Raw genomic sequence first — 14674 nt, 5'->3', positions numbered from 1 at the left:
GACTGTCCATGTAGCGATATGCCTTGAGATGTAGCGTATTGAATCGAGATGTAGCATCTTGTAGCGTATTGGCAGTGAAGGAAGGAGGTCAGATGGACAACCTCACATCCGAGACCATGCTGACCGTGGAGGAGGCCGCTGCCCGCTTGCGGGTCAGTCAGTGGACTATCCGCCGCGCTATCCGACGCGGTGAGTTGAGTGCGACCAAGACGTCCTCGGCCCGGAACGGACGGTGGCGGATCCCCGCCTCCTCGTTCGCGACGTACACGGCGCCGAGCAGCTGATGGCCACCCCCGAACAGCGCAGCCGCGCCGCCCGGATCGCGGCTCACGTGCAGTGGGCGCGCACTCCTCACCGGGGTGAGCGGACGGAGGCGGCCCGCCGGGCGTCGCCGGTGTCACTGGACTACTGGATCGCGAAGATCACAGCCGAGGGCAAGGTGCGCGCGAAGGACATCCCGGCCGCGGCGGTGAACGCGCACCGGGCGTACATGGGTCAGCTGTCGCTGAAGGCGAGCGCTGCCCGTAGCAGGAAGGCCGCCGAGCGCAGCGTGCGCCGGTCGGCGTAACCGGGCGGCCCGGGCCGGGCCAACGGCCGGGCGCCCGTAGACCCAACCCCCACAGCGAAGAGAAGAAGAGGTCAGGCCATGCCTGAACAGTACCGAATCGGCGAGCACGTCCGCGTCATCGTCGCCGGTCGCATCACGCACATCGCCCCTGCAACCAGCGCGTTCCCCGAGATGCTCAAGGTCGAGGTGGAGCACTCGGCGGGCATGTACGACGTGACCGTCCCGCTCGACACCGCTCAGATCGAGCGCCTGGTCCCGGCCGACGGCGTCCCCCAGCCCGGGGAGTTGTGGCGGGACCGGCACGGACGCACGTGGTTCGCGCACGAGAACATCCCCAACGCGGATATCGCGCTCCGTAGCACGGACGGCACCTGCCACCTGTGGCGGTCCGCGAACATGAACTACGGCCCGCTGGTGCGCACCTACCCGCCCGCCGTGGCCGAGCAGCCCATCGCCTTCCCGGAGTTGCGCGTCGGGGACCTGTGGGAGGACCACGCCGGTGACGTGTGGCGGGTGGTCGAGCGTGCCGGTCGGGTGCTGTTGTTCTTCGGCGGGGAGTACCTCCCGTGGGAGGACGTCAGCGCGAAGTACAAGCCGCTGAAGCGTGTGGGGCCGAAGCCCGCCGAGCCGGAGCCGTACGACGACTTCGAGAACGGCCCCGCCACCGGCCCTCTCCCCGGCGGTGCGGCATGACGTTCGGCGAACTCACCCCCGGAACCCTCGCCCGGATCCCCGGCGTGGCCGACCTCGCCCCCGGCCTCCTCGCCCGCATCCCCGGCGGGGCCGACCCCCTCATCACCCCGACCAGCGCGCTGCCGCCCGCGGTACAGGTCCTCACTCACCCCACCCCCTGCCGCCGCCGCGGCTGCGAGGCGGTGGAGGTGATGGCGCGACCGATCAGCGGTGGCCGCCCCCGCCTGTACCACCGGCTGCCGTCCCGGCCGGTCGTCCTCATCACCATCGCGCAGACCGAGGAGGTCTGACATGTCCGACGCGCCTGACCGCCTGCTCACCCCCAAGGAAGTCGCCGCCCTGTTCGGCGTCGACCCGAAGACCGTCTCCCGGTGGGCGCTGGCGGGGAAGCTCACGTCCTTCCGCACGCTCGGCGGCCACCGCCGGTTCCGCGAGGCCGAGATCCTCGCCCACATCAACCCCACCCCCACCCAGGCCGAGGAGGTCTGACCGTGTTTTCGTCGCAGACGATCACCATCGTCACCGAGCAGCTCAGGCGGCTGCAGGACAACGTGACCACCGCCGAACAGGCGTTGGAGGAGGCGCGCGGCGCCGTCGCGGAGTGGTCGGAACTGCTCGCCCTCGTCGAGCAGCACCCGGCGGCCCCGCTCCCGATCGTGGCCGACCAGTGGAGGGCGGCGTTGCACGGGGGCGCAACTCCCCCGGCGGCGGCCCCCGGCCCGGAGCGTGGCCCCGGCTGGTGCGCGTGCGGCTGGTTCGGGGTCGGTGGCATGGTGCACGGGTCCGACTCGTGCGTGCCGCTCGACACCCCGCCGACCGCGACCGCGGTCCTCCCCACCCCGGGGCGGGCGCCGTTCGAGCCGTACGTCCCGTCGGCTGACCGGGAGCAGGCGTGACCGCCCCGAAGATGTCCGGCCGCCGCCCGCTGGCGTGGCTGCTCGCGACCGTCATGGTGCACCTGCTCGCGGCCTGGGCCCTGACCCGGCTGACCCGTGCGCTGCACGACTGGTCCCACGCGATCCCCCCGATCGGGTACGGCGCGGCCCTCCTGGTGCTGGTGCTGCCGGTGCTCACCCTCGCCGCCGTGGCCTACACGTCCAAGGACGCGTCGTGACTGCCGCCCTCCCCCTCATGCTCGCCGTGGCCGCCGCCCTCCTCGGGGTGGCGGCGGCCCGCCGCGGCCGCTGGCTCCACGCCACCTGCTGCGGCGTCGCCGCCCTGCTCGCCGTGTACGTCGGGCTGCTCGTCGGCCTGCCGGTCGAGCTGATCCCGCTCGCGGCCGCGGCCATCCCCTTCCCGCTCGACGACCCCGACGACCACCAGTGGGTTCGCCCGGCCCCGGCCGACTGCCCGGACTGCGACTGCTGCACGGCCCAGCTGTGCGAGCAGGGCCGAGTGAACTCGTTCGGGTGCGTCATGGTCGCCCAGCCCGCCGACAAGGAGCGGGTGCATGGGTGTCCGTGCAGCGCGGAAACCACCCCGGGCACCACGGCCTACGCCGCCGCGCAGGTCCGGGCCGCGAAACGCGCCCAGCAGGAAGGCAGGTAAGCGATGACCCGAGAGACTCGTCTGCGCTGCATCAGCAGCGAGGCCGCCGCCGCGGTCGTCGCCGAGGCCACCCAGCCCGGCGACACCGTCCACACCGTCCGCCAGGAGGGCGGCCAGGTCGTCATCGGCTACCACGACCTCCGGTTCCCGATGGACGTCGCCGAGTGGGCGCACGAGAACGGGCACGCACACGACGCCGACGCCGCGCAGGTCATCGTCAACGTTCAGGTGGGGCTGTGACCGCCCCTCACATGCCCGCCGCCGACCTCACCACAGGCCCGGCGGCGGGCGCCCGCACCTGGACCATCACCCTCCCCGCCGGACTGCCGCTGCTGAACGCCAACAACCGCCTACACCACGCCCCGAAAGCGCGTCTCACCGCGGCGATCCGCGCGGCCGGGAAGCAAGCCACCGAAGCCGCAGGTGTGCCCAAGCTCGCCCGGGCGCACGTGTTCGGCATCCTCCACCCCGCCACCCGGGGCCGCCGCGACCCGGCGAACTGGTACCCGTCCTTCAAGGCCGCGATCGACGGCCTGGTCGACGCCGGGGTCCTCGTCGACGACGACGACACACACCTGGTCGGCCCGGACATGCGGCTCGGCGACGTCGTGCGCGGCGGTCAACTCCGCTTGCTCGTCATCGAGTTGCCCGCCCTCGAGGCGGTGGACCGGTGATGACCGCAGCCGAAGCCGTCTGGGTGCGCGAGCACGCCTGGACCGGCGCCATGCGCAAGACCTACAAGGAAGTCCCGGGCTTCTACACCCGGTGCGCGTGCGAGTGGTCCGGCCCGTGCCTCAACGACCCCCGCCGCCCCGGCGTGCACGAAACGTGCCACATGGGCACCCCCATATACAACTACGAAACGATCATCAGCGTCCGGGGCGGTGTCGGTGTCGCTGCCTTCAAGCAGCCGTACCGGTACCCCACCGCGAGCGCGACCGGCTGGCACCTCTCGCCCCTGGCGATGGTGTGGATCGCCGACCGACGATGCCGTTGGCAGTGCACCTGCCCCTGCGACCACCGCCGTGATGTCGCCCACGCCCCCGAGTGCAACCCGATGCGGCCGATCCGGTACGAGGTCGTCGAGTTGCCTGGCCTCCTCGAGGCGGTGGGCCGATGAGACGCCGCCGCACCGTGCTGTGCGTCTGCTGTGCGACACCCGGCCAGGTCATGGGGCGGGGCCTGATCACCGCCTGCTACCAGCGCCACCGCAGCAACGGCACCCTCGACCAGTTCCCGATGCTCGGCGCACCCCCGAAGGAAGCCGGTGAGGCTGCCCGGGAGGCGCGGCTCGGCCGTGTGCAGGACTACGCGGAGCTCCTCACGTGGGGGCTGTCGCAGCGGGAAGCCACCGCCCGCCTTGGTATCTGCCGCCGTACGGCGGAGCGGTACAACGCCGCCCTCAAGGCCCTCAAGAAGCAGGAGGCGCGGTGACCCCTCACCCGATCATGCAGGCCCTCGCCCACCGGCGCCGAGAGCTCGGCCTCACCCAGGACGAGCTGGCTGAGCGGTTGCACCTGGCGCGCCGCGGGGTCGGGATCTCGCGCCGGGAGACCGGCCGCACCGTCCCTGACCTGATCGCTCTCGACGCCCACGCGCGGGCCCTCGGCCTGCGCCTGGCTCTTGTCCCCCTCGAATCCTCTGGAAGGAAATCAGCGTGACCAATCAGGTTCGGCCGTTCGCGACCATCCTGCAGGACCTCCGCCGCGGCGCCGTACTCGACGAGGCCGCCGTACTGCTGCAGGAAGTGGTCGCCTCAGTCCAGGACACCGGGAAGAAGGGCAAGCTCACCCTCGTCGTGGAGATCGCCCCGATGAAGGGCGACGACGCTTCCCTCACCGTGGCCGCCTCGGTGACCGCGACCAAGCCGAAGTCCACGCCGAAGGCCGCGGTGTTCTTCGCCGATGCCGACCACAACCTCGTCCGCGACGACCCCCGGCAGGCTTCCTTGCCCGGCCTGCGCGTACTCGACAAGACCACCGACATCGAGCTGAAGGACATCGCCAAGTGACCATCCGTACGGAGAACGACGCCCTCATCGACGCCCTGACCGACGCGCAGCTCTCCGAGCAGCTGACCCCCGGCAACGTCTACGCCTTCAAGCTGCGCGACCGCGTCGAGACCATCGACCTGCGTGACCCCGACGAGACGCGGCCAGCCCGGAAGAAGGGCACCGTCCGCGTCGACGACCTGGCCAGCTTCGTCCACTACTACGCCAAGCACTGCGATGACGCCAGCGAGGTGTACGTCGACATTGACGCTGGACGCGTCACCGCGGTGTTGGACGCCCACGAGGGCAACCAGGACGTCGCGGGCACCGACGGGGTGCCGGCCGCGCGGTGGGGCGAGCACCGGCTGGTGCTGACCATGGCCCAGACCGACAAGTGGAAGCGGTGGACCGGCATCGACCGCAAGATGCTCCTGCAGGAGCAGTTCGCGGACTTCATCGACGACAACCGTGAGGACATCCGTGTCCCTCAGCCTGCCGAGATGCTGGAGCTGGTGCAGCACTTCCAGGCGCAGACGAAGGTGACGTTCAACTCGGCCACGGTGCTGTCGAACGGGAACCGTCGCCTCACCTTCACTGAGGAGACCACCGCGGGTGCGGGCGCCAAGCAGCAGCTGGAGGTCCCCAGCGTGCTGGAGCTCGGGATCGCCCCATTCGAGGATGTCGACCCGTACGTCGTCCACGCCCGGTTCCGGTACCGCATCTCCGGCGGAGACCTCCTCATGGGCGTCTGGCTCGACAACGCGGTCGACGTGCGCCGCGACGCCGTGAAGACCGTCGTGACGAGGCTCCAGGAGGAGCTCGGCGTCGTCGTGATGCGGGGCACACCCGCGTGATGAGTACGAGCACCACGCCCTCCACCGGTGCATCTGGTGGGGGGCTTCCCTCTGTCGTGCTCCCCCGGGACGCGCAGATCACCATCGCGAACCGCGTCGGCACCCGGGTCACGACGACCACGTGGCCAGTCTGCAGCGGTGTCGCGGCCTTCATCACACGCCTGCTTGGAGAACCCCATGATTCGTGACTGGTTCCGCGCCCGGGCCGCCCTGATCCGTGAGCTCGAGGAGACGCGTGAGGAGGCCGCCGAGCTGGCCTCTGTCGCGGGTGCGGATCGAGGGACTGTCCTCCGGCAGGCCGCCACGATCCGCGCCCTGGAGTCGCGGCTCGACGTCCTGCAGCGGGCAAACATGGCACGCGACCGTGTTCGGTAGGTGCCTGATCTTCTGGCACCGGTGGGTATCGGTCCCGATCGTGGCCGGTGGCCGGCCAGTGCAGCAGCGGTGTGCGCGGTGCGGCAAGACCCGGATCCGTGTCCGGTAGTGCCCGGTTTCGCGCGCCCATCTATGTAGCAGGATGTAGCAAGTTGTAGCGTCTTGAATCGTGTTGGAGCGTGATGTAGCGTGTTTCTTGCAGGCGCCGATCAGCGCCTCCCTTCCCCCGGATCCCAGGAGCCCGCCATGCTCGCGCAGCGCCTCACCGTCCCCCAGCTGCTCGCCTCCGCCCCCACCAGCCGGTACATGGCCGAGCTGGCCGCAGCCGCCGAGTACGGCGTCAAGGGGATCTTCAGGGACGGCGACGGGGTGCTGGAGGTGCGGGTCTACACCGCCCCCACCGGCGCCACCCCCTGGCGTCGTGAGCAGGCCGTCCAGCAGGTGGAGACGGCGCTCCAGCACCAGCGGGCCCGGGGCCTGCTCGACGACGCGCAGCTCGTCACCCGAGTGCAGGGCGGCCCGTGGCGGCCCGCGATCGCCGCCTGACCCACCCCTCGTGCTGGGGGTCTGCGGGGAGCACGGACCCCGCCCCGCAGACCCCCGTCCTTCCCCTCAGCACAGAAAGAAAGGAGGCACGCGATGTTCACACAGCCCGGCGGCGCCACCTTCACCGCCCCGACCCCGGTCGCCCCGGTCCCGCCCGTCTTCCAGCACCCGCCCACCCCCGAACAGGCTGCGATCCTCACCGCCGCGCAGACCGGCCAGGACCTCGTCATCGAGGCCGGAGCCGGAACCGGCAAGACGTCGACCCTGAAGATGGTGGCCGCGGCCACCGGGCGGCGCGCCCTGTACCTGGCCTACAACCGGGCCATCGCCGACGACGCCCGCGCGACCTTCCCCGCGAACGTCGACTGCCGCACCGCGCACTCCCTCGCCTTCCAGACGGTCGGCCGGGCGTACGAGCACCGGCTCAACGCTCCCCGCGTCCCGGCCCGCGAGGTGGCCAGGATCCTGCAGATTCCGGCTGTGCTGGACCTCGGCGCGCACGCCCTCACCTCCGTGAAGGTCGCCCGCGTCGTCATGGACACCGTGACCCGGTTCTGCCACTCCGCCGACACCGAGATCTCCACGGCCCACATCCCCGACGTGCCCGGCCTATCGGACGAGGCGACCACCGCGCTCCGCATGCAGGTCGTACCGCTGGCCCGCCTCGCCTGGGCCGACCTCGTCTCCCCGGCCGGACGCCTGCGGTTCACCCACGACGTCTACCTGAAGCTGTGGGCGATGACCGGGCCGACGCTGCCCGCCGACCTCGTGTTCCTCGACGAAGCGCAGGACGCCAACCCGGTCATCGCCGACATCGTGTCCCGGCAAGCCGCCCAACGGATCCTCGTCGGCGACCAGTCACAGGCCATCTACGGGTGGCGGGGAGCCGTCGACGCCATGGCCTCGTTCAACGGAGTCCGGCGGATCCTCTCCCAGTCGTTCCGGTTCGGGCAAGCCATCGCCGACCAGGCCAACCAGCACCTGGAACTGCTCGGCGCCCCGTTGCGCCTGACCGGCAACCCCATGCTGGACTCCCGGATCGAGCGGATCCCCGCCCCCCACACGGTGCTGTGCCGCACCAACGCGGGCGCGATCGGACAGACCATCGCCGCTCTCGCAGTCGGCCGTAAACCCGCGCTCGTCGGTGGTGGCGACGACATCCGCCGCCTGGCCGAAGCGGCCCGGGACCTGAAGGCCGGTCGGCCGACCTACCACCCGGAGCTCATGGCGTTCAACAGCTGGTTGGAGGTGCAGGAGTACTCCGAGCACGACGCGGGCGGCCAGGACCTCAAGGTCCTCGTCAAGCTGATCGACTCCCACGGGCCCGAGCGGATCCTCAAGGTCGTCGACCAGCTCGTCGACGAGTACAACGCCGACATCGTCATCTCCACCGCCCACAAGGCCAAGGGCCGCGAGTGGCCGACTGTCCGGCTCGCCGCTGACTTCCCGGAGCCGTACGACAAGGACGACCGCCTCGTGCACGCCGAGGTGATGTTGGCCTACGTCGCTGTCACCCGCGCCCGGGAGGGGCTGGACTGTGCGGCGCTCGGCACTCCCCTGCCTGACCTGCCCCCGGCCGCCGAGCAGCAGCTGTTCCTCGACGAGCTGGTGCAGGACCCGGAGCCGACCGGCACGGACCTGCCGGAGTCGATGGTCGGGTGGTTGGACCTCGTCAAGAAGGCCCGGGAGAACAAGACGCAGTGGGCGGAGATCGAGGCGCAGGCCATCGAGAAGCTCAAGGACTTCATGGGGGACCGGGAGGAGGCGACCGTTCACGGCCGCCCCGCGATCTCGTGGAAGACGTCCAAGCCCGGCACGCAGCTCGACGGCAAGGCGCTGGAGCGCGACTACCCCGACATCTACCAGGCGTACGTGAAGCCGAAGAAGGCCGCCCGCCCCTTCACCCTCACTGGGGAGTGGAAGTGATGTTCTCCCAGCCGGACGCGGGATGGGCCGCCACCCCGCTGTCCGGCCTGGCCGCCACCATCGCCACCACCGTGGTGCAGACCGTCCGCGACGCCGGAGCCAACGCCCCCCGGTCCCGGCAACGCGTCATCGGCCCCAGCGAGATCGGGATGCCCTGCACCCGCCGCATGGCGTACAAGCTGCTCGACTGGCCCGAGGTCAACACCAGCTCGGACCCGTGGGCGTCCATCGTCGGCACCTCGGTTCACGCCTGGATGGCCGAGACGTACGAGGCCGAGAACCGGCGCCTCGGCTGGCAGCGCTACCTCATCGAGCAGCGCCTGCACATCCGCGGCAACATCTACGGCAACTCCGACCTGTTCGACCGGGACTCCAGCGTGCGCGCCGTCATCGACTGGAAGGTCGTCGGCGACGAGCAGCTCAAGAAGTACCGGAAGAACGGCCCCGGCCCCCAGTACGAAACCCAGGGCCACCTCTACGGGTTCGGCCAGGAGCAGGCAGGCGAGCAGGTCGACAACGTCGCCGTGGTGTTCCTACCGCGCACCGGCCGTATCGACGGCCTGCACGTGTGGACAGCCCCCTACGACCGGTCCATCGCGCTCGGGGCGCTGGAGCGGCTCGACAACGTCCTCACCGCGCTGGACGCCCTCGACCCGGCCAGCAACCCGCAGAACTGGAACCTCTTCCCGGCCACCGAGGCGTACTGCACGTACTGCGCCTACTTCCAGCCGGGTTCCACCGACCTCTCCCGGGGCTGCCCGGGAGCCACCACCAAGTAAACGATCAAGGAGCACGTTCATGTTCGCTCAGCCCGCCGCCCCCTCCTCCGACTTCAAGATCTCTGACTACCCCGGCCACCTCCTCCTCATCTACCCCCGTGAGCTCCGCAGCGGCATCGTCACCGTGAACGGCGCCGCCGACGCGATCTCCGCCGACCTCGTCCTCCTCACCGACCCGTCCGGCCCCCGCACCGAGTCCGGTGTCCTGATCTTCCAGAAGGTCCTCATCGGCTCCCTGAAGAGCAGCATCGGTAAGGACCCGGTCCTCGGCCGTCTCGGCCGTGGCGTCGCCAAGCCGGGGCAGACCGCGCCGTACATCCTGGAGCAGTACACCGACGCCGACGCCACGTACGCCACCCAGTACCTGCAGTCGGTCGGCGGCAACCCGTTCCCGCAGGCCGCCGCTTTCCAGGCCCCGGCCGCCCCGGCCCCTGCCCCGGTTCACGCGCCGCTCCCCCAGCCCGTCGCCCCGGTGGCCGCCGTCCCCGCCCCTGTGGCGGCCCCGGCGCCCGCGCCCGTCGCGGCCCCGATCCCCGCAGGGCCGCCCGTCACCCTCCCCACCGGCCAGACCGTCTCCGCCGAACAGGCCGCCGCCATGCAGGCCCTCGGCATGACCACCCTGCCCACCCCCGCCCCCGCCGGACCCCACCTGTAACCCAGACCGGCCCCGGACGCTGAAAGGGGAAGCAGCGTCCGGGGCCACCCCACCAGCCCCCGAGCCGAGCGCGAGTCGGCTCGGGGGCTTCCCCCTTCCCCACGCACACCAGCTCCCGGGGGACACCTTTGAACCAGCTCCAGCAGGCCGCCCACCACCTCCACGCCGCAGGCCTGTGCGTCATCCCGGCCACCACCGGCAAAGCACCCGCCGTTAAATGGAAGCGCCACACCCAGGCAGGCGGCTCAGAACCACGCCCCACCCCAGAACAGCTCGACGCCTGGTTCACCTCCGGCCGGTACGACGGCCTCGGCGTCGTCTGCGGAGCCGCCTCCGGCCACCTGGAACTGTTCGAGTTCGAAGGCCGCGCCGTCCGCGAGAACATCGCCCAGGACTACACCGCCCTCGCCGACGCATCCGGCCTCGGCGACCTCTGGCGACGCGTGACCACCGGCTACATGGAGATCACCCCGTCCGGCGGCATCCACCTCCTTTACAAAGTAGAAGGAGCCGATGCCCGGAACGCGAAGCTCGCCTCCCGCCCCGCGACAGAGGTCGAGCTCGCCGAGAACCCTGACCACCGGATCAAGGTCCTCATCGAAACCCGCGCCGAAGGCGGCTTCGTCGTCCTCGCCCCCTCCGGCGGCCGCACCCACGGCGACATCCCCAACGGGGCATGGACCCTCCTGGCCGGCGGCCCCACCACCATCCCCACCATCACCGCAGCCGAACGAGACGCCCTCCACCATCTCGCCGTCGGCTTCAACCGCATGCCCCACCCCGGCGACCACCCCCCAGCGCCCGCAGCCACCGCCCCGTCGAGCCCCCTGTTCTCCCAACCCGCCCCCACCTACGCGGACGACAGCGGCGTGTCCCCCGGAGACGACTACAACCAGCGGACGACGTGGGACGACATCCTCACCCCGCGCGGGTGGAGGCAACTGTGGACCGACAGCCAAGGCGTCACCTACTGGTGCCGCCCCGGCAAAACCCACGGCATCTCCGCCACCACCGGACGTGACGGCCTCGACAACCTGTACGTCTTCACCACGAGCACGGAGTTCGACGCCGAGAAGCCCTACAGCAAGTTCGGCGCCCACACCCTCCTCACCGAAGGCACCACCAGCCCGGCCGCGCTGTCCGCCGCCGCCACCAAGCTCCAGGCCGCCGGGTACGGCCACCGCGTCGAACCCACCGTCCCCGCACCCGCCGTACAACCACCCGCGGTCCTCGGCGCCCTGGCCACCGTGCGCGAGCTCCACCCCGACGGGCCGCCCCCGGTGCTGCGCGTCGTCGAAGAACGCACGTACGCCCAGTCGGACGACGGCAACGCCCTCCAGCTCGTCGACCGGTTCGGCGACGTCATCCGGTACGTGCCCGAACGCGGGCGGTGGATCGCCTGGGACGGCACCCGGTGGGAATGGCAACCCGTCGGCGGGGGCCTCGTCCGCGAGTACGGCAAACGCGTCGCCCGAGGCCTCGACGAAGCCGACAAGGCCGCCGTCTCCCACAAACGGAAAGCGTTGTCCGCGCTCGGCACCTCCGCCATGCTGGCCCAGGCGCAAACCGACGTGCGCGTCGTCGCTGCTTTCGACGACCTCGACGCCCACCCCTGGGAACTCAACACCCCGGCCGGGATCGTCGACCTCACCACCGGCACCCTGCTCCCCTCCGACGCCTCCCACCTCCACACCAAGGTCACATCCTGCGCCCCCGACCCCGGCGCCGACCCGGCCCGCTGGCAGGCATTCCTGGCCGACACGTTCGGCGCCGACGAGCAGCTCGTCGCCTACCTCCAACGCCTCGTCGGCTACTCCGCCACCGGCAGCGTGGCCAAGCACGTCCTCCCGTTCGCCGTGGGAAGCGGCGGAAACGGGAAAGGCGTCTTTCTGGAATCCATCATTGGCGTTCTCGGCGATTACGCGACCACCGCACCAAGCGGTTTCCTGATGGCCAAGACGTCAATTCAGCACGAAACAGAAATCGCGCGCCTGGCCGGTATGAGAATGGTCGTCTGCTCCGAAGTTGACGAGGATGCGCGTTTCGACGAAACGAAAGTCAAGCAGCTCACCGGCGGCGACACACTGACCGCGAGATTCATGCGTCAGGACCATTTCACGTTCACCGCCACCCACCACCTGTGGCTCATGGGCAACCACCAGCCCGCGGTCCGCGCCGGTGGCCGGTCCTTCTGGCGCCGCCTCCGCCTGATCCCGTTCCTGCACGAAGTCGAGCCCGAGAAGGTGGTCGACGACCTGCAAGGGATCCTCGCCCGTGACCACGGGCCCGCGCTGCTCGCCTGGATCATCCAGGGCGCGGCCGCCTACCACCAGGGCGGCCTGCAGGAGCCCGACACGGTCCTGGCCGCCACCAGAGGCTACGAGGCCGACCAGGACACCGTCGCCCGGTTCGTGAGCGAGTGCTGCCACACCGCGGCCTCGATTCAGGTCCAAATCAAGATCACCAAACTGCGTGAGGCGTACGAGAGGTGGTGCTTCGTCGAGGGCGAGACCCCCGTCAGCGCGAAGAAGCTCACCCAGGAACTCGCCCGCAGGTTCGGGGTCGGGCAGTCCCGGTCCGCCTCCTCCCGGTCCTACACCGGCATCACCATCATCGCCACCACCGAGGAGGAGGACGACGAGGAACTGTCATCGGCTCCGCATCTGTCACAGCCCACCTCCGACAAGCTCGGCGGGCCCGGATGGTGACCCGTCTTCCGATGACAGATGCGGATGACACATCCGTCACTGCCTCAAAACGCGGGTTGAGCTGGGAAAACTCGGCCTGCCGCCACCCTCGGATGACGGATGACAGTTTTTTCTGCATTCCCCCCTTACGCGCGTACACGTATACGCGCACGCATGCGCGCGCACGCAATGAGCTCATAGCGGGTGACAGGTCATATCTGTCATCCGTCATCGGGCAGGGGTCGAAATGATCTTGACGACTCCCGCGGTCCTCGACACCTGCCCCCGCTGCGGACAAGCCACCCTCGACGGCCACTCCGAAGGCCTCCACATCCGAGCCACCGCCACCCCCCTCGACCCTGAAGGTGAACTCGCCGCCCTCATGGCCGGACAGATGACCTACGACGTGCAGCCGCTCGGCCTCCCACGGAAACCCCACCTGATCTGGCGACACGAATGGAGAATCCAAGCCCCCCGCAAATACCCGGTGGTCGCCACCCACAAATGCCCACCCGGAGCACGCCCCCCGCAATTCAGGCCCGCACCCGTCGTACTCGTCATCCCGTATGGCGAGCCGATCCCCGACACCCCGCCATTCTGAGGAGACCGCAATGAGAGAAGAAATCGTGGCCGACCTCAAATGGGTAGCCGAATACTGGCCCGACCTCCTCGAGGCACGCCTCCCCGGAACCCCCCGGCCGTGGCGGCAAATGGACCTCACCCCCGAAGCGATCGCCGAACGCGACGAGCAAGCCCGCATCGAACGGTTCGAGCGCAGCCTGCTCACCCTCGGCGCGTCCCCCGCCCCGGTGGACGTGACCATCCTGTCCACCGTGCTCGACCTCCTCGTGCACGCCGACGACCTCGCGGCCGCCGTCGCACACACCACCGGCGACAGCCCGCTCCCCCCGCCGGGCCCCGGCGAGCTCGACGCCCGCCCGTACCTGCTCTACGCTGCCCGGCGCCTCCCCGACGACCTCGTCGAGTGGGCAGCGCCCACCGCCCGTCAGATGGTGGACCGGGTCGCTCACGCCCTGTCCATGGTCTACGCCGGGCAGCGCCTCGACGTGACGTGCCCCTGGTGCCGCCAGGAGGCCGCGTGGCGCGTCCGCGACCTCCCCGGAGGGATGATCGCCATCGTGTGCGAATCAGGAGCTGTGTGTGAGCCTCCAGCCCGCGAGGTAGGGACGTGGTGGGGTGGCCGGCCAGTGTGGCCCGTGCAGGACTGGGCGCGCCTCGCCCGCCACCTCCAGGCCGCCGAGGAACGTGGGAGGATCGCCTCATGAGCGGCGACCTGATTGCCTTCTTAAAGGCGCGTCTCGACGAGGACGAGCAGGCGGCAGACATTGGCGCTCAGCTTCACGAGGACGAACCTGCTGATCCTTCGTACGCGGGCGGCATCGTGAACCTGGAGGACGCAGGATGGGAACCGGGAGCAGCCCGTCGATTCAACGACTACGTGACCCGATTCGATCCGGCCCGCGTGCTGCACGAGGTCGAGGCCAAGCGATCGATCATTGCTGAACTGTGGGATGAGAAGGACGATTTCCCTACCACGTGGACGGCATCCGGCACAGCTTCGGCGGTCCTTCGTCGGCTTGCCCTGCCGTACGCCGATCACCCCGACTACCGCCAAGAGTGGCAGCCATGACCTGGCGGCACACCCACGTCACCCAGCACCTCTACGCACCCCACGAAGCGAAAACTCTCTTCGTCGCCGAGCTGCGCAAGCACTTCCGCCAGGTCTACGCGCTCCCGAACGAGGACACGATTTCGTGGATCACGTTCGCCGACCGAGACACCGACAACGTGTCCGACGAACTCGCCATGCCTGACGTCCTCTCCCACCTCGACGGCATCCTGCCCCACGACATCGAAATCGTGTCCGCGTGGGAGCAGGAGCAGGCCCCGATCCAGAGGACCCGGGTGTGGCTCGTCAGAGGCAGTGAACCCACCGAGACCGACATACAGGGCCGGGCCGCGAAGTACCTCGACCCGATGAAGCCGTACGGGTCCTCACAGGGGTGATCTTGCGTTGACCAGCAGCAACCAC

24 protein-coding genes are annotated in these 14674 nt (G+C 70.0%); all 24 read left to right on the top strand.

What is annotated here, in order from left to right; genetic code table 11:
- The first annotated feature begins 92 nt into the window (after positions 1 to 92).
- The 24 genes from ACFYY8_RS06455 (at position 93) to ACFYY8_RS06340 (ending at position 14649) form a co-directional block, all read left to right on the top strand.
- Positions 93 to 284: a helix-turn-helix domain-containing protein gene (locus ACFYY8_RS06455; protein ID WP_386189209.1), complete on the top strand. Its 192-nt coding sequence runs from the start codon at positions 93 to 95 to the stop codon at positions 282 to 284.
- Positions 233 to 568 (top strand): hypothetical protein, encoded by a 336-nt coding sequence (locus ACFYY8_RS06450; protein ID WP_390037786.1) that lies wholly within the window; start codon positions 233 to 235, stop codon positions 566 to 568. The genes ACFYY8_RS06455 and ACFYY8_RS06450 overlap by 52 nt, the downstream gene beginning before the upstream one ends.
- Positions 569 to 646: 78 nt before the next feature.
- Positions 647 to 1261 carry a hypothetical protein gene (locus ACFYY8_RS06445; RefSeq protein ID WP_390037784.1) on the top strand — a complete coding sequence of 205 codons (615 nt, stop codon included), beginning with the start codon at positions 647 to 649 and terminating at the stop codon, positions 1259 to 1261.
- The gene (locus ACFYY8_RS06440) at positions 1258 to 1551 is read left to right on the top strand and encodes a hypothetical protein (RefSeq protein ID WP_390037782.1); all 294 of its coding nucleotides are present in this window, start codon (positions 1258 to 1260) and stop codon (positions 1549 to 1551) included. Before ACFYY8_RS06445 ends, ACFYY8_RS06440 begins: the two co-directional genes overlap by 4 nt.
- Before the next feature lies 1 nt (position 1552).
- Positions 1553 to 1750: a BldC family transcriptional regulator gene (locus ACFYY8_RS06435; protein WP_390037780.1), complete on the top strand. Its 198-nt coding sequence runs from the start codon at positions 1553 to 1555 to the stop codon at positions 1748 to 1750.
- A 2-nt stretch (positions 1751 to 1752) separates the two neighbouring features.
- Positions 1753 to 2157: a hypothetical protein gene (locus ACFYY8_RS06430; protein ID WP_390037778.1), complete on the top strand. Its 405-nt coding sequence runs from the start codon at positions 1753 to 1755 to the stop codon at positions 2155 to 2157.
- On the top strand, positions 2154 to 2375 hold the full coding sequence (locus tag ACFYY8_RS06425) for a hypothetical protein (protein ID WP_390037776.1): 222 nt from the start codon (positions 2154 to 2156) through the stop codon (positions 2373 to 2375). The genes ACFYY8_RS06430 and ACFYY8_RS06425 overlap by 4 nt, the downstream gene beginning before the upstream one ends.
- On the top strand, positions 2372 to 2809 hold the full coding sequence (locus ACFYY8_RS06420) for a hypothetical protein (protein WP_390037774.1): 438 nt from the start codon (positions 2372 to 2374) through the stop codon (positions 2807 to 2809). The genes ACFYY8_RS06425 and ACFYY8_RS06420 overlap by 4 nt, the downstream gene beginning before the upstream one ends.
- 3 nt (positions 2810 to 2812) lie before the next feature.
- Positions 2813 to 3049, top strand: a complete 237-nt coding sequence (locus ACFYY8_RS06415; RefSeq protein WP_390037772.1) for a hypothetical protein — start codon at positions 2813 to 2815, stop codon at positions 3047 to 3049.
- The gene (locus tag ACFYY8_RS06410) at positions 3046 to 3483 is read left to right on the top strand and encodes a hypothetical protein (protein WP_390037770.1); all 438 of its coding nucleotides are present in this window, start codon (positions 3046 to 3048) and stop codon (positions 3481 to 3483) included. Before ACFYY8_RS06415 ends, ACFYY8_RS06410 begins: the two co-directional genes overlap by 4 nt.
- On the top strand, positions 3483 to 3929 hold the full coding sequence (locus ACFYY8_RS06405; protein ID WP_390037768.1) for a DUF6248 family natural product biosynthesis protein: 447 nt from the start codon (positions 3483 to 3485) through the stop codon (positions 3927 to 3929). Before ACFYY8_RS06410 ends, ACFYY8_RS06405 begins: the two co-directional genes overlap by 1 nt.
- Positions 3926 to 4243 (top strand): hypothetical protein, encoded by a 318-nt coding sequence (locus ACFYY8_RS06400; protein ID WP_390037766.1) that lies wholly within the window; start codon positions 3926 to 3928, stop codon positions 4241 to 4243. The genes ACFYY8_RS06405 and ACFYY8_RS06400 overlap by 4 nt, the downstream gene beginning before the upstream one ends.
- Entirely contained in the window at positions 4240 to 4470 is a 231-nt protein-coding gene (locus tag ACFYY8_RS06395) for a helix-turn-helix transcriptional regulator (protein ID WP_390037764.1), read from the top strand. The genes ACFYY8_RS06400 and ACFYY8_RS06395 overlap by 4 nt, the downstream gene beginning before the upstream one ends.
- Positions 4467 to 4820 (top strand): hypothetical protein, encoded by a 354-nt coding sequence (locus ACFYY8_RS06390; RefSeq protein ID WP_352009298.1) that lies wholly within the window; start codon positions 4467 to 4469, stop codon positions 4818 to 4820. The genes ACFYY8_RS06395 and ACFYY8_RS06390 overlap by 4 nt, the downstream gene beginning before the upstream one ends.
- Entirely contained in the window at positions 4817 to 5653 is an 837-nt protein-coding gene (locus ACFYY8_RS06385; protein WP_390037762.1) for a DUF2303 family protein, read from the top strand. Before ACFYY8_RS06390 ends, ACFYY8_RS06385 begins: the two co-directional genes overlap by 4 nt.
- A gap of 177 nt (positions 5654 to 5830) precedes the next feature.
- On the top strand, positions 5831 to 6028 hold the full coding sequence (locus tag ACFYY8_RS06380; RefSeq protein WP_390037760.1) for a hypothetical protein: 198 nt from the start codon (positions 5831 to 5833) through the stop codon (positions 6026 to 6028).
- Between the two features lie 246 nt (positions 6029 to 6274).
- On the top strand, positions 6275 to 6574 hold the full coding sequence (locus tag ACFYY8_RS06375) for a hypothetical protein (protein WP_390037758.1): 300 nt from the start codon (positions 6275 to 6277) through the stop codon (positions 6572 to 6574).
- A 93-nt stretch (positions 6575 to 6667) separates the two neighbouring features.
- A complete protein-coding gene (locus ACFYY8_RS06370) occupies positions 6668 to 8500 on the top strand; it encodes a UvrD-helicase domain-containing protein (RefSeq protein WP_390037756.1) in 1833 nt (610 codons plus the stop codon).
- A complete protein-coding gene (locus ACFYY8_RS06365) occupies positions 8500 to 9279 on the top strand; it encodes a hypothetical protein (RefSeq protein ID WP_390037754.1) in 780 nt (259 codons plus the stop codon). The genes ACFYY8_RS06370 and ACFYY8_RS06365 overlap by 1 nt, the downstream gene beginning before the upstream one ends.
- A gap of 19 nt (positions 9280 to 9298) precedes the next feature.
- Positions 9299 to 9934, top strand: a complete 636-nt coding sequence (locus ACFYY8_RS06360) for a hypothetical protein (RefSeq protein ID WP_390037752.1) — start codon at positions 9299 to 9301, stop codon at positions 9932 to 9934.
- Positions 9935 to 10062: 128 nt separating this feature from the next.
- Positions 10063 to 12642: a phage/plasmid primase, P4 family gene (locus tag ACFYY8_RS06355; protein WP_390037750.1), complete on the top strand. Its 2580-nt coding sequence runs from the start codon at positions 10063 to 10065 to the stop codon at positions 12640 to 12642.
- 590 nt (positions 12643 to 13232) lie between these two features.
- Positions 13233 to 13907, top strand: a complete 675-nt coding sequence (locus tag ACFYY8_RS06350; protein WP_390037748.1) for a hypothetical protein — start codon at positions 13233 to 13235, stop codon at positions 13905 to 13907.
- Complete coding sequence (locus ACFYY8_RS06345; RefSeq protein WP_390037744.1) at positions 13904 to 14272, top strand: DUF6221 family protein; 369 nt, start codon at positions 13904 to 13906, stop codon at positions 14270 to 14272. Before ACFYY8_RS06350 ends, ACFYY8_RS06345 begins: the two co-directional genes overlap by 4 nt.
- Positions 14269 to 14649 carry a hypothetical protein gene (locus ACFYY8_RS06340; RefSeq protein ID WP_390037742.1) on the top strand — a complete coding sequence of 127 codons (381 nt, stop codon included), beginning with the start codon at positions 14269 to 14271 and terminating at the stop codon, positions 14647 to 14649. Before ACFYY8_RS06345 ends, ACFYY8_RS06340 begins: the two co-directional genes overlap by 4 nt.
- Positions 14650 to 14674 lie beyond the last annotated feature (25 nt).

Source organism: Streptosporangium sp. NPDC001559 (assembly GCF_042893955.1).
Taxonomy (GTDB): domain Bacteria; phylum Actinomycetota; class Actinomycetes; order Streptosporangiales; family Streptosporangiaceae; genus Streptosporangium.
Note: the sequence above shows the minus strand (reverse complement) of the source record. Positions and strands in the feature narration are given on the sequence as shown.

Bases quoted from the DNA above. Each gene is read 5' to 3' on its own strand.
- ACFYY8_RS06405 (WP_390037768.1), top strand. From the start codon at position 3,483: ATGACCGCAGCCGAAGCCGTCTGGGTGCGCGAGCACGCCTGGACCGGC.
- ACFYY8_RS06340 (WP_390037742.1), top strand. From the start codon at position 14,269: ATGACCTGGCGGCACACCCACGTCACCCAGCACCTCTACGCACCCCAC.
- ACFYY8_RS06440 (WP_390037782.1), top strand. From the start codon at position 1,258: ATGACGTTCGGCGAACTCACCCCCGGAACCCTCGCCCGGATCCCCGGC.
- ACFYY8_RS06400 (WP_390037766.1), top strand. From the start codon at position 3,926: ATGAGACGCCGCCGCACCGTGCTGTGCGTCTGCTGTGCGACACCCGGC.
- ACFYY8_RS06375 (WP_390037758.1), top strand. From the start codon at position 6,275: ATGCTCGCGCAGCGCCTCACCGTCCCCCAGCTGCTCGCCTCCGCCCCC.
- ACFYY8_RS06365 (WP_390037754.1), top strand. From the start codon at position 8,500: ATGTTCTCCCAGCCGGACGCGGGATGGGCCGCCACCCCGCTGTCCGGC.
- ACFYY8_RS06360 (WP_390037752.1), top strand. From the start codon at position 9,299: ATGTTCGCTCAGCCCGCCGCCCCCTCCTCCGACTTCAAGATCTCTGAC.
- ACFYY8_RS06445 (WP_390037784.1), top strand. From the start codon at position 647: ATGCCTGAACAGTACCGAATCGGCGAGCACGTCCGCGTCATCGTCGCC.
- ACFYY8_RS06370 (WP_390037756.1), top strand. From the start codon at position 6,668: ATGTTCACACAGCCCGGCGGCGCCACCTTCACCGCCCCGACCCCGGTC.
- ACFYY8_RS06350 (WP_390037748.1), top strand. From the start codon at position 13,233: ATGAGAGAAGAAATCGTGGCCGACCTCAAATGGGTAGCCGAATACTGG.
- ACFYY8_RS06455 (WP_386189209.1), top strand. From the start codon at position 93: ATGGACAACCTCACATCCGAGACCATGCTGACCGTGGAGGAGGCCGCT.
- ACFYY8_RS06435 (WP_390037780.1), top strand. From the start codon at position 1,553: ATGTCCGACGCGCCTGACCGCCTGCTCACCCCCAAGGAAGTCGCCGCC.
- ACFYY8_RS06345 (WP_390037744.1), top strand. From the start codon at position 13,904: ATGAGCGGCGACCTGATTGCCTTCTTAAAGGCGCGTCTCGACGAGGAC.
- ACFYY8_RS06380 (WP_390037760.1), top strand. From the start codon at position 5,831: ATGATTCGTGACTGGTTCCGCGCCCGGGCCGCCCTGATCCGTGAGCTC.
- ACFYY8_RS06415 (WP_390037772.1), top strand. From the start codon at position 2,813: ATGACCCGAGAGACTCGTCTGCGCTGCATCAGCAGCGAGGCCGCCGCC.